A 12,929-nucleotide genomic window follows, 5' to 3' on the forward strand; every position below is an offset into this window, starting at 1 on the left:
GCTCTGGCCGCTGGTCGGGCTGCTCGCCGCGGTGAGCGTCTGGCTGCCGGTGGGTCCCGCCGCGGCCGCGCGCGCCGTGCCCTTCGCCGCGGCCGCGGTCGTCCTGGCCGGCTGCGTGCTGCGGGTGCGACTCGTGTCCACCGCGGTCGCGCTGGCGACGCCGCTGGTCGGGGCGCTGGCGCTCGTCGCGGAGCGGGCGGGCTGGGGCCTGCTCGGGTTCTCCGGCGACTACCTCGCCCTCACCGTTCCGCACATGCTGTTCGCCGGGTTCGGCGCGTGCCTGGTGGTCGGCCTCGTGGCGCACGCGGCGGCCGGGCCCCTGACACGGGTCGCCGCGACGGCGGCACCCGCAGGCGTGGTCCTCGTCCTCGTCGGCTACTTCTTCTCGGATGCCGCCGAACTGGTCGGCGCCGCGATGCTGACCCTCGGGCTCTGGTGCTCCGCGGCGGCGACCCTGGGGCTGACCGGTTCTGGGGCGGCGCGCGCCCTGCTCCGCGTGGGGGCGGCGACGATCGTCGCCTCGATGGTGCTCGCCCTGTGGTGGGCGCTCGGGGAGGCCACCGGGATCGCGCACCCGAGCCTGTCGTCGATGGCCGCGACGCACGGGGTGGCCAACGCGCTCGGCTTCGTCCTGTGCACGCTGCTCGGCCTCCGGCTCCGGGGCCCGGTCCCGGAACCGACCGGGCTGACGTACACCGAGGTCGGTGCGACCCAGGGCGGTCCGCTCCCCGCCGGGTACCGGCACCTGCGTGTCCGGCACCTGCTCACTCCCGATTCGCGCCCCGACGACCTCGCCCGGGTCGGCGACGCGCTGCTGCGCTGGCAGGTGCACGCGGCCGCAGGCATCGGGCTGCTCCACGACGCCGACGCCGCTGCCCCGGGGGTGCGGGTCGCCAGCCGGCTCGGCATCGGGCCGGTCCGGCTGCACGAGCCGTGCGAGGTGGTCTGGGTCGAGCGCACGGCGGACCGGGTCGGCTTCGGCTACGGCACCGTGTCGGGCCACCTGTTCCGCGGCGAGGAGTCGTTCACCGTCGAGCGCGACGCGGCGGGCGACCTCTGGTTCGTCGTGGGCGCGTACTCCGTCCCCGACCTCTGGTGGGTGCGCGCCGTCGGCCCGCTCACCGTCGTCGCGCAGCGCGCCTACCTGCGACTGCTCGCCCGCGGCGCACGCCGGGTGCTCGCCGCGGACCGGCGCACGGTCGGGAGCGTGGCATGAACGTCCGTGGCCCGCGCGCGATCGCGGCCCTGTGCCTGCGCTGCCTGGCGGTGCTCACCGTGGTCAACCTGGTGGCGTTCGCCGTGCTCGGCGTGATCAGCCATCTCCACGACCCCGTGGCCGGTGTCCCGAGCATCGGGGTCTACATCCTCGTCGTGGGCCTGCTGGTGGCGATCGTCCCGATCGCTGCGGTGGGTTTCCCGATGGGCGTGCTGACCGCGCACCTGCTGCAGGGATCCACCCGGGAGTGGGTCCACGTGACCGTGTTCGCCCTGGTCGGTGCGGTCCTGTCGGTCACGCTGTTCGGCATGCTCAACTACCTCAGCGTCGTCGGCTGGTACGCGCTCGTGGCCGCCGCCGAGGGTGCGCTGGGCGCGGGCGTCGCCCGGTGGTGGACCGGCCGCGTGCACGCCGGTCAGACCCGATGGACGGACGAGCAGGGCGCGGCGCTCCCATGGGGAAGGATGACCCCGTGAGCATCGAGACCCCCTTGGTCCTGCGCGGTCGGCTCGTCCTCCCCCGGGGGGTCCTCGACGACGGTGTCGTGGTCGTCGACGACGGGACGATCGTCTGGGTGGGCCCCTCCGAGCGGCTGCCGCGCGGCTGGGTGCTGCCGTCGGTGAGCGACGCGACGATCCTGCCGGGGCTGGTGGACCTGCACTGCCACGGCGGCGGCGGCGCCAGCTTCCCCGACGCGGCCGATGCCGCGGACGCCCAGCGGGCGGTCGACGAGCACCGCCGGCACGGCACCACCAGCCTCGTCGCGTCGCTGGTCACGGCCGCGCCGCAGGTCCTGCTGGCGCAGACCGCTCTGCTCGCGGACCTGGCGGACGCCGGCGAGATCGTCGGCATCCACCTCGAGGGCCCGTTCCTGTCCGCGGACCGCTGCGGCGCCCAGAACCCGGCCGACATGCTCGCGGGAGACCCCGAGCTGGTCCGCGCCATCGCCGGGGCCGCGCGGGGGCACCTCGCGACGATGACCGTGGCGCCGGAGGTGTCCGGCGCAGAGGCGGTGCTGGAGGCCCTCGTCGACGTCGGCGCGGTGCCGTCGATCGGCCACACGGACGCCTCCGCGGAGCAGGTCGACGACGCAGTGGACCGCGCGTTCGACCTGCTCGCCGCGACCTCCAACCGTCGACTCACGGCCACCCACCTGTTCAACGGCATGCGCCCGCTGCACCACCGCGACCCGGGCCCGATCGCCGCGTGCCTGGCGGCCGCTGCCCGCGGCGAGCTGGTGGTCGAGCTGATCGCCGACGGCACCCACCTGGCCGACGGCACGGTCCGGTCGGTGTTCGACCTGGTGGGCGCGGGCTCGATCGCCCTGGTGACCGATGCCATGGCCGCCGCGGGCATGCCGGACGGCGAGTACCGGCTGGGACCGATGGCGGTGCGGGTGGCCGACGGGGTGGCCCGGATCGCCGACGAGACGGGCGCGATCGCCGGGGGAGTGGCACACCTGCTCGACATCGTGCGCAGGGTGGTCGCCGCCGGGGTCCCCCTGGAGGACGCCGTGCTCGCCGCGGCGACCGTGCCGGCCGACGTCCTGGGCCGGCGCGACCTGGGCGCACTGGCCGCGGGCCGCCGAGCCGACCTGGTGGTGACCGACGACGACCTCGTCCCCGTCCGCGTGATGCGCGGGGGCGCCTGGGTCTAGCGGGGTTCGAGCACGACGACCGGCGTCTCGGTCGTCCGCGTGGCGGCCCAGGCGTCGAGCTTCGGGTCGACCACGGACCAGAGCCTCCAGAGCCGTTCACGCTCCTGGCCGACCGCGGTGCGGGCGCGTACCGGCCGCGCCTGCTGGCCGTCCAGCCTGACGACGGCCTCGGGGTGGGCCTCGAGGTTGAGCCACCACGCGGGGTGCCCCTCGATCCAGCCGTTCATCGCGAGCGCGACGAGGTGGGGACCGTCCTCCAGGTAGCCGAGGATGACGCTGCGCTCCTGCCCGGAGGCCCGGCCGGTCGTCGTCAGGCGCAGGGCGCCCCAGCCGCGCTTGTTCGACGGCGTCCAGAGGAACCGTCCGCCGCTGAGGCGGTAGAGGCCCCGGTGCACCCGCCAGGCGACCCGGATGAACCACGACGGCGGGAGCCACGGAGCACGTTCCGGGGTCGTCATCGCCCCACCGTAGCGGCCGCCACGCGCGGCCCCGCAGCGAGGCCAGCCGCACCGCACCGACCAGGACGAGACGCAGGTCGTGCACCCACCGCCGCCACGGAGACCTCCGCCGACGACCAGTCGTAGCGGTCGCTCCCGGGGACGTCCACGTGACCGAGCAGCCGCCACGACCGTCCGTCGCGCACCTCGACCCGCACGGAACCGCCCCCGGCGACGGTCGACGTCCCGGAACAGCACCCGGCCGGTGCGGCGGCCCCGCGTGACCTCGAGGGCGTCGCCGGCCTCGCGGGTGCGCGCCGTGAAGGTCACGCCCTCGCGCTCGTCGTGGTCGATGGCCCGGACCTCCGTGTCGAGGAGGCGTCGTGGCGGGAGGGGCTCGCCCGCGACGTCGACCCCGACCACGAGCGGGAGTTCCGCCGACGACGGGCCGTGCTGCCGGCCGACGGCGAGGACCTTCTGACGGGATCGCCGGTGGCGGGCCGGCTGCACGTCCCGCCCGGGGGTGCCGCGGTGCTAGCGGCGCGGGGGAGCGGTGCTGGTCCGCGTGGTGAGGACGGGCGCGAGGAGGCGGGTCTCGGCGGGCTGGTCCCCGTTGAGCCGGCCGATCGCCATGTCGACCGCGACGCTGCCGATGGCGTGCGCCGGGATGTCGACGGAGGTCAGCGGCTGGGTCTGCCCGAGGGCCACGTCCTGGGGACACACGGCCACGACGGAGATGTCGCCGGGCACGTCCTTGCCGCGCGACCGGAGCGTCTCGAGGACCGCGGGCAGTGCCACCTCGTTGTGCACGACGATGGCGGTCACGTCCGGCAGAGCGGCGAGCACCTGGTCGACCGCCTCGATGGCCCCGCTGTGCGACGACTCGCAGGTCTCGAAGACGGACTCGATCCCCAGCCGGTTGGCCTCCTGCGTGAACCCGCGCACGAGCCGCACGGCGTAGGTGGTGCGCCGGCTCAGCACCGCCCGCGGGGAGCCGATCAGTGCGACCTGCCGGTGCCCGAGCTCCGCGAGGTGCGCGACGGTGACCCGTCCGACGGCTTCGAAGTCGAGGTCGACGCACGAGAACCCGGTCGCGTCGCGTGGCAGCCCGATGAGCACGGCGGGCTGCCGCTGCCGGCGCAGGATGGGCAGCCGGGGGTCCTCGGCCTCGACGTCCATCATCAGCACGGCGTCGACCATGGAGCCCGCCGCGACCCGCTCGATCCCGTCGTGGTCGTCCTGGGTGAGCAGCAGGACGTCGTGCTTGTAGGACTGCGCGCGCGTGACGACGCCGGTGACGAACTGCATGATCACGCCGACGTTCACGTCGACGCGTAGGGGGGCCATGAGCGCGAGCACCTGGGTGCGCTGTGAGGCGAGCGCGCGGGCGCCGGCATGGGGGCGGTAGTCGAGCTCGCGGACCGCGCGCTCGACGCGGGCGCGGGTCTCGGCCGAGATGGGGCGCTTGCCCGAGAGCGCGTACGACACGGTGGAGACGGAGACGCCTGCGGCTCGGGCGACGTCGTCGATCGTGCTCACCGCGGTGCTCCTCCAAGTCGTCGAGCCCCGGTCGCCGGGTGCCGGGAGTCACCCTAGCGGGCCCCCTCCGACCCGCTGGGGAACTATCGCCTGGACGGCGTCGTCCAAGGCGAAGCGCTTCGACGATAGCGCTCCTAGGCGAAGCGCGCATTCGTGGTGGACAAGATGAGAATCGGCAGTTAGCCTATCGAAGCGCTTCGACGATCGGGTACCCCCACCCGACCATCCACTCGATGAGGAGAACCCGGATGAGGATCAGCACACGGCGATGGGCGGCTGTCGGTACCGCCGCCCTCCTGGCCCCGCTCGCACTGACGGCCTGCAGCAGCAGCGGCGGTGACAGCGGCGGCGGAGACGGTGACGCGGACACCAAGACGCTCACGATCTGGCACTACGAGAACGACGAGTCCGCGATGGGCCAGGCATGGGCCAAGGCCATCGAGATCTTCGAGGAGGAGAACCCCGACGTCACCGTCGAGGTCGAGAAGCAGACCTTCGAGCAGATCCAGAAGAACGCCAAGATCGTGCTCACCGGCGACGACGTCCCGGACGTCATGGAGTACAACAAGGGCAACGCGACCGCCGGGCAGCTGGCCTCGCAGGGCCTGCTCACGCCGCTGACGGACGCCGCGAAGGAGAAGGGCTGGGACACCGCGCTCAGCGGCTCCATCGCGACGACCGCCCAGTACGACGAGGACGGGCTCATGGGCTCGGGCGAGTGGTACGGCGTGCCCAACTACGGCGAGTTCGTGGGCGTCTACCTCAACAAGGACATGTTCGCCCAGTACGGCATCGAGGTGCCGACGACGTTCGACGACTTCGAGGCCGCCCTGGCGACCTTCAAGGAGAACGGCGTCACGCCGCTCGCCGAGGCCGGCGCGGAGTACCCCCTCGGGCAGCTCTGGTACGAGCTGGTCCTGCACTACGGCGACCGCGCGCTGGTCGACGACTACCAGCTGTTCRCCAACGACGTCGACTGGCACGGCGAGGCGATGACGCAGGCGACCGAGAAGCTCGACGAGTGGGTCAAGAACGGCTACATCGCGTCCGACTCGGCCGGCCTGACCGCCGAGGACATGGGCGTGTCGTTCATCGACGGCACCTACCCGATCATGGTCTCGGGCTCGTGGTGGTTCGGCCGCCTCCAGTCGGAGATCCAGTTCGACTGGGCGCAGACGCTGTTCCCCGAGAACGCGCTGCACCCGGGCTCGTCCGGCAACCTCTGGGTCGTCCCGACGAACGCCGACTCGAAGTCGCTGGCCGAGGAGTTCATCGACATCACGCTGCGCCCCGAGGTGCAGGACGTGCTCGGCCAGGCAGGCGGTCTGCCGGTCGCGGGCGACCCGACGGCCATCACGGACCCGAAGACGGCGGAGCTCACGCAGAACTTCGCCGACATCCTCGGTGACGACGGCCTGGCGTACTACCCCGACTGGCCGGTCGCGGGCTTCTACGACGTGATCGTCAGCCAGCTGCAGTCGCTGGTCAACCAGTCCAAGTCGCCGGACGAGGTGCTCACCGGCCTCGAGGACGCCTACGTGTCCGGCAAGCAGGACCTGCTCGGCGAGTGACCCCGCCGTGCCCGGGCGGGAGCTGCCCGCAGTCAGCACCCGCCCGGGCCGTCAGGCCCGCCCTACGGAGGACCCCATGAGCACCGACGCTCTGCACGACCGCACGATCGACGCCGCGCCCCCCGCCACGGGTGGACCTCGTCGCCGCCGGACCCGCCCCACCTGGGTCTCCTACCTGCCGTACCTGGTGCCCGGTCTCATCGGGTTCGTCGTCGTCATCGGCATCCCGTTCGGGACGAACGTCGTCTACAGCTTCCAGAAGTGGAAGGGCGGAATGGCCCCGCACACCTGGGTCGGGTTGGACAACTACGCGGCGCTGCTGCACGACGAGCAGTTCTGGACCTCGTTCCGCAACTCGATCTCGATGATCGTCGCGATGGTGATCGTGCCGACGCTCATCGGCCTCCTGCTCGCGTCCGTGCTCTTCGACTACCTCGGCAAGACGTTCGGCGCCCGCTCCGCCTCGGTGCTGCGGGCCACGTACTACCTGCCGCAGATCCTGCCCGTCGCCGTCGCCGGTGTGCTGTGGAACTGGATCCTCAACGCGCAGACCGGCGCCGTGAACGAGATCCTGCGGTCGATCGGCATCGAGAACCCCCCGAACTGGCTGGGCTCGCCCACGACGGCGCTGCCCAGCGTCATGCTCGTCCTGGTGTGGGTGCAGATCGGCTACCCGGTCGTCATCTTCATGTCCGCCCTCCAGCGCGTCGACCCCGAGCTGTACGAGGCGGCCGAGCTGGACGGTGCGAACTGGTGGCGCCGGTTCCGTGCCATCACGATCCCGCAGATCAAGCCTGAGACGTTCGTCGTCGTGCTCACCTGCACGGTCGCCGCGCTCAAGGTGTTCGGCCCGATCTACGTGCTCACGCGCGGCGGCCCGGAGAGCTCGACCCTGGTGCCCAGCTACTACTCGTACCTCAACTTCTTCGACAAGTCGAAGGTCGGCTACGGCGCCGCGGTGGCCAACGTGCTCACGCTCGTGATCGTCATCGTCGCCGGGATCATCCTCGTGGCGCAGGCGCGCAGCGAGCGCAAGGAAGGGGTCGGCTGATGGCCGTCGACGTGATCGACGCTCCGGCGACGAGGATGCCCGCCGACCTGCCGGCCGGTGCTCGTCACCGTCGCGGGACGACCCGCTGGTTCGTGCTGGCGTTCGCGGTGCTCGTGGCCGTGCTCATGATCGTGCCGTTCCTGATCATGCTGCTCAACGCGTTCAAGTCGCCCGCCGACTACTCCCTGAACGGCCCGCTCAGCTGGCCGCAGGAGTTCTACACCGAGGGCGTCAAGGCGTTCTGGGAGCGCGTGGACTTCCCTCAGAAGCTGGTCAACTCGATCTGGATCTCGAGCGCGGTGGCCGTCGCGGGCACCCTGCTCTCGCTGCTGAACGCGTACGCGATCGGCATCGGGCGGATCAAGGCGCGACTGTGGGTGGTGACCCTCTTCCTGCTGGCGACGATGCTGCCGCAGGAGGCCCTCATCTACCCGCTGTTCACCATGGCGCAGCAGGCCGGGCTGTCGAACTCCCCGTGGTCGGTGATCATCATCTTCACCGTCATCCAGTCGGCGTTCGGCACCTACCTGCTCTCCTCGGTGCTGGGCACGTTCCCCAAGGCGCTGCTCGAGGCGGCCGCGCTCGACGGCGCGACCCGCTGGCAGGTCCTCTGGAAGGTCGTCTTCCCGGTGGTCCGGCCGACGCTCTCGGTGCTGATGATCTTCTTCTTCATCTGGACCTGGAACGAGTTCTTCATCCCGCTGGTCATGCTCACGTCCAACGACACGCAGACGATCCCCGTGGCCCTCGCGTCCCTGCAGGGTGACCGGATGATGGATGCACCGACGACCAACGCCGGTGCCCTGGTCTCGCTCGTGCCGGCAGTCATCTTCTTCCTCCTGTTCCAGCGCACCCTGACCCGCGGCGTCACCGCCGGCGCGGTCAAGTAAAGGCAGCGACCATGAAGTTCACCGACGGGTACTGGCAGCTCCTCCCCGGCGTCCAGGTGCTGCGCCCGCGCAGCGTCGCGGACGTCGTGGTCGGCGAGGACACGCTCACGGTCTACAGCGCGACGGTCCCGCTCACGTCGCGCGGCGACACCCTGAACCGCCCGCTCGTCACGGTGACGTTCTCGTCGCCGATGGACGACGTGATCGGCGTCCGCATCGAGCACCACGTCGGCGGCGTCGACCGCGGCCCCGCCTTCGAGGTCGCGACGTCGCCCGCGGACGTCAAGGTGGTCGTCGACGGCCCCGTGGCGTCGCTGCGGTCCGGTGGGCTCACCGCCCGGGTGTCCACCGAGGGGGAGTGGGGCGTCGAGTTCGAGGCCGACGGGCGGGTGCTGACGTCGTCGACCGCGCGCAGCATCGGCGTGGTCACGGACGCGCAGGGCGACTCCTACGTGCACGAGCAGCTCTCGCTCGGCATCCGGGAGCACGTCTACGGGCTCGGCGAGCGGTTCGGTGCCTTCGTGAAGAACGGCCAGTCCGTCGACGTCTGGAACGAGGACGGCGGCACGGCCAGCGAGCTGGCGTACAAGAACGTGCCGTTCTACCTGTCCGACGCGGGCTACGGCGTGTTCGTCGACCACCCGGGCCGGGTCTCCTTCGAGATCGGCTCCGAGGCGGTCTCCCGCACCCAGTTCTCCGTCCCGGGCCAGACCCTGCAGTACTACGTGATCCACGGTCCGACGCCCAAGGCGGTGCTGCGCCGGTACACCGCGCTGACCGGCCGTCCGGCGCGGGTGCCGGCCTGGTCGTACGGCCTTTGGCTGTCGACCTCGTTCACCACGCAGTACGACGAGGCCACCGTGATGTCGTTCGTCGACGGCATGGCCGAGCGCGGGCTCCCGCTGAGCGTCTTCCACTTCGACTGCTTCTGGATGCGCGCGTTCCACTGGACCGACTTCACGTGGGACCCGGCGACGTTCCCGGACCCCGAGGGCCTCCTCGAGAGGCTGCACGCCAAGGGCCTCAAGGTCTGCGTCTGGATCAACCCGTACATCGCGCAGCGTTCGGGCCTCTTCGAGGAGGGGCGGGCGGGCGGCTTCCTGGTGAAGCGCGCCGACGGGTCCGTGTGGCAGACCGACCAGTGGCAGGCGGGCATGGCACTCGTCGACTTCACCAACCCGGACGCCGTCGCCTGGTACCAGGGGCACCTGCGCCGGCTGCTCGGCCAGGGGGTCGACGCCTTCAAGACGGACTTCGGCGAGCGGATCCCGACCGACGTGGTCTGGCACGACGGCTCGGACCCCGAGCGCATGCACAACCACTACACGCACCAGTACAACCGCGCGGTCTTCGAGCTGCTCGAGGCCGAGCGCGGTCCGGGCGAGGCCGTGCTGTTCGCCCGGTCGGCGACCGCGGGTGGCCAGCAGTTCCCCGTGCACTGGGGTGGCGACTGCGAGTCGACGTTCGTCTCGATGGCCGAGTCGCTGCGCGGCGGGCTCTCGCTCTCGTCGTCCGGGTTCGGCTACTGGAGCCACGACATCGGGGGCTTCGAGGGCACGCCCGACGCCGCGGTGTTCAAGCGCTGGCTGCCGTTCGGCCTGCTCTCGTCGCACAGCCGCCTGCACGGCTCGGACTCCTACCGGGTGCCGTGGGCGTTCGACGAGGAGGCCGTCGACGTGACGCGCACCTTCACCGAGCTCAAGCTCGCGCTCATGCCGTACCTCGGCCGGGTGGGGCTCGACGCCCACGAGCAGGGCCTGCCGGTGATGCGCCCGATGGTGCTCGAGTTCCCCGACGACCCCGGGGCGGCCACCGTCGACACGCAGTACATGCTGGGCGAGTCCGTGCTGGTGGCGCCGGTGTTCTCCGCCGACGGGCGCGTCGACGTCTACGTGCCGGAGGGGACCTGGACGTCGCTGCTCACCGGCGACCAGGTGACCGGTCCGCGCTGGGTGCGCGAGGAGCACGGGTTCTCGTCGCTGCCCGTGTACGTGCGGCCCGACTCGGTGCTGCCGGTGGGTGCCCGCACGGACCGTCCGGACTACGAGTGGGCCGACGGCGTCACGCTGCGCCTGTTCGAGCTGGCCGACCAGCACCGGTCGGTCGTCGTCGTGCCGGCCTCCGACGGGGGTGACCCGACGACGTTCGTGGTCGAGCGCACCGGCGACGCCGTCCGCGTCGAGGCGCGTGGCGCAGTCGGTCCGTGGAACGTGCAGGTCGGTCTCGACGGACCCGGCGCGAGCGCGATCGCGGGGCAGACCACGGTCGAGCTCACGCTCTGACGGGTCCCGTCACCCCAGGGGAACCTGGGGTGGCGGGAGCGTTCCCACGACGTGTATCGTATCGATTCGACACCACGGCGCGGCTCGTGGCCGTCCGGCGCAGGAGCCGGTCGAGGACCGTGCGCCCGCCACCATCACCCGGATCCGTCCGCACGATCGAAGGACCCGCTCATGACGACCTCGCGCCCCTCCGGACGCCAGTTCCCCGCCGACTTCCTCTGGGGCTCGGCCACCGCCTCGTACCAGATCGAGGGTGCGTTCGACGAGGACGGTCGCGGCCCGTCCATCTGGGACACGTTCTCCCGCACGCCCGGCAAGGTGCTCGACGGCGACACGGGTGACGTCGCGGCGGACCACTACCACCGCGTCGCCGAGGACGTCGCGATCATGAAGGACCTGGGCCTGCAGGCTTACCGGTTCTCGATCGCGTGGCCCCGCGTCCAGCCCACCGGTTCGGGCGAGTTCAACCAGGCCGGCCTCGACTTCTACGTCGACCTCGCCGACCGCCTGATCGCCGCCGGCATCAAGCCTGTCGCCACGCTCTACCACTGGGACCTCCCGCAGGCGCTCGAGGACGAGGGCGGCTGGGCCAACCGGCAGACCGCGCTGCAGTTCGAGAAGTACGCGCGCAAGCTCGCCGAGGTGCTCGGGGACCGGATCCACCTGTGGACCACGCTGAACGAGCCGTGGTGCTCGTCGTTCCTGGGCTACGCGTCCGGCGTCCACGCCCCCGGCGTGACGGACGACGCGAAGGCGCTCGCCGCCGTGCACCACCTCAACCTCGCGCACGGCCTCGCCGGCCGCGCCATCAAGGACGTGCTCGGCCAGGACACCCCGATCTCGGTGACGCTCAACCTGCACGTCACGCGCGCCGCGACCGACGCCCCCGAGGACGTCGAGGCCAAGCGCCGCATCGACACCATCGCCAACGAGGTCTTCCTCGGCCCCATCCTCGACGGTGCGTACCCCAAGGAGGTGTTCGCCGACACCGAGGCGATCACCGACTGGTCCTTCGTGCTCGACGGCGACCTCGACCTGATCCAGGTCCCCCTCGCGCTGCTGGGCATCAACTACTACTCGACCGGTCGGGTGCAGCACGGCACGCCCGCCGGCGGCGACGGCACCCCGGGTCCGGACGGCCACCGCTCGTCCGAGAACAGCCCGTGGGTCGGCGCCGCCAACGTCGAGTTCCTCCCGCAGCCGGGGCCGCACACCGCGATGGGCTGGAACATCGAGCCCCAGGGCCTGGTGGACCTGCTCCTCGAGATCCACGACCGCTACCCGGGCATCCCGATGGCGATCACGGAGAACGGTGCCGCGTTCTACGACGAGGTCAGCGAGGACGGCCGCGTGCACGACGCCGGACGCGTGGCCTACCTGCACGACCACATCGACGCGGTCGGCGAGGCCATCGAGCGCGGCGCGGACGTGCGCGGCTACTTCGTCTGGTCGCTGATGGACAACTTCGAGTGGTCCTACGGCTACGACCGCCGCTTCGGCGTGGTCCGCGTCGACTACGACACCCTGGAGCGCACGGTGAAGGACTCGGGCCTCTGGTACCGCGAGCTCCTGCGCACCAACACCATCCCGACCCCGGAGTCCGCCGCCCTCTGACCCACTCCGCTCCCGCAACGTCCGCACTCCGTCGGGTCCCGAACCCCTCGAGTGCGGACGTTGCCGTCTCCCCATCCGGACGTCCGCACTCGTGTGGGTTCCTGCCTGCTGGAGTGCGGACGTCCCGTGGGTCGTGGGGGAGGATGGGGCGGTGGGACGACGATCGACGAAGCGGCCGTACGGCGCGGAGCACGTCGAGCTCGACCTCGATCGCGCCACGGGCGGCCGGCAGTCCGAGTCCGCGGCCGACGGCGAGTGGGTGGTCCAGCGGGTGCGCGGGTCCGACCGTGAGTACCGGTGCCCCGGCTGCGACCAGCTGGTGACCGCGGGCACCTCGCACGTCGTCGCGTGGCGGTCCGACGGGCTGTTCGGCGAGGCTCTCGACGACCGCCGGCACTGGCACCCCTCCTGCTGGCAGGCACGTGCCCGACGGGGACCGACCCGACGATGACTCGCGCCCCCCGGCTCGTCGCCACCGACCTCGACGGCACCCTCCTGCGCCCCGACGGCACGGTCTCCCCGCGCACGGCGGCTGCCCTGGTGCGCGCAGCCGACGCCGGGGTCGAGGTGGTGTTCGTGACGGCACGGCCGCCGCGCTGGCTGCGTGAGCTCGCGTCGCACGTGGCCGGTCACGGGGTCGCCATCTGCGCCAACGGTGCCGCGGTGCTCGAC

12 protein-coding genes are annotated in these 12,929 nt (G+C 71.9%); 10 read left to right on the forward strand and 2 right to left on the reverse strand.

From position 1 onward, the window contains the following. The 3 genes from AC1DUQ_RS06620 to AC1DUQ_RS06630 form a co-directional block, all read left to right on the forward strand. On the forward strand, positions 1 to 1,216 hold a 1,216-nt coding region (locus tag AC1DUQ_RS06620; protein WP_477073530.1), incomplete at its 5' end, for a YndJ family transporter. Further along, positions 1,213 to 1,692 carry a hypothetical protein gene (locus AC1DUQ_RS06625; protein ID WP_477060402.1) on the forward strand — a complete coding sequence of 160 codons (480 nt, stop codon included), beginning with the start codon at positions 1,213 to 1,215 and terminating at the stop codon, positions 1,690 to 1,692. The genes AC1DUQ_RS06620 and AC1DUQ_RS06625, both read left to right, overlap by 4 nt. Beyond that, on the forward strand, positions 1,671 to 2,873 hold the full coding sequence (locus AC1DUQ_RS06630; protein WP_477060403.1) for an N-acetylglucosamine-6-phosphate deacetylase: 1,203 nt from the start codon (positions 1,671 to 1,673) through the stop codon (positions 2,871 to 2,873). Before AC1DUQ_RS06625 ends, AC1DUQ_RS06630 begins: the two co-directional genes overlap by 22 nt. On the opposite strand, the gene AC1DUQ_RS06635 is transcribed toward AC1DUQ_RS06630, so the two are convergent. Then, the gene (locus tag AC1DUQ_RS06635; protein WP_477060404.1) at positions 2,870 to 3,331 is read right to left on the reverse strand and encodes a nitroreductase/quinone reductase family protein; all 462 of its coding nucleotides are present in this window, start codon (positions 3,329 to 3,331) and stop codon (positions 2,870 to 2,872) included. The genes AC1DUQ_RS06630 and AC1DUQ_RS06635 overlap by 4 nt on opposite strands. Positions 3,332 to 3,844: 513 nt before the next feature. Next, entirely contained in the window at positions 3,845 to 4,849 is a 1,005-nt protein-coding gene (locus tag AC1DUQ_RS06640) for a LacI family DNA-binding transcriptional regulator (protein WP_477060405.1), read from the reverse strand. A gap of 248 nt (positions 4,850 to 5,097) precedes the next feature. Here AC1DUQ_RS06640 and AC1DUQ_RS06645 point away from each other — a divergent pair, with 248 nt between their 5' ends. From AC1DUQ_RS06645 to AC1DUQ_RS06675, 7 genes are all read left to right on the forward strand, one after another. Beyond that, positions 5,098 to 6,420 carry an ABC transporter substrate-binding protein gene (locus AC1DUQ_RS06645; protein WP_477073531.1) on the forward strand — a complete coding sequence of 441 codons (1,323 nt, stop codon included), beginning with the start codon at positions 5,098 to 5,100 and terminating at the stop codon, positions 6,418 to 6,420. Between the two features lie 76 nt (positions 6,421 to 6,496). Beyond that, entirely contained in the window at positions 6,497 to 7,471 is a 975-nt protein-coding gene (locus AC1DUQ_RS06650; protein WP_477060407.1) for a carbohydrate ABC transporter permease, read from the forward strand. Beyond that, entirely contained in the window at positions 7,471 to 8,361 is an 891-nt protein-coding gene (locus AC1DUQ_RS06655; RefSeq protein ID WP_477060408.1) for a carbohydrate ABC transporter permease, read from the forward strand. Before AC1DUQ_RS06650 ends, AC1DUQ_RS06655 begins: the two co-directional genes overlap by 1 nt. Before the next feature lie 11 nt (positions 8,362 to 8,372). Beyond that, entirely contained in the window at positions 8,373 to 10,643 is a 2,271-nt protein-coding gene (gene yicI / locus AC1DUQ_RS06660) for an alpha-xylosidase (protein WP_477060409.1), read from the forward strand. Positions 10,644 to 10,814: 171 nt separating this feature from the next. Beyond that, positions 10,815 to 12,257, forward strand: coding sequence for a GH1 family beta-glucosidase (locus tag AC1DUQ_RS06665; RefSeq protein ID WP_477060410.1), 1,443 nt, complete (start codon positions 10,815 to 10,817; stop codon positions 12,255 to 12,257). Positions 12,258 to 12,408: 151 nt separating this feature from the next. Next, positions 12,409 to 12,708 (forward strand): hypothetical protein, encoded by a 300-nt coding sequence (locus AC1DUQ_RS06670; protein WP_477060411.1) that lies wholly within the window; start codon positions 12,409 to 12,411, stop codon positions 12,706 to 12,708. Then, positions 12,705 to 12,929 (forward strand): HAD family hydrolase (locus tag AC1DUQ_RS06675; RefSeq protein WP_477073532.1); only part of this gene is annotated, 225 nt, incomplete at its 3' end. The genes AC1DUQ_RS06670 and AC1DUQ_RS06675, both read left to right, overlap by 4 nt.

The organism is Cellulomonas sp. P4_B5_2 (assembly GCF_056402235.1).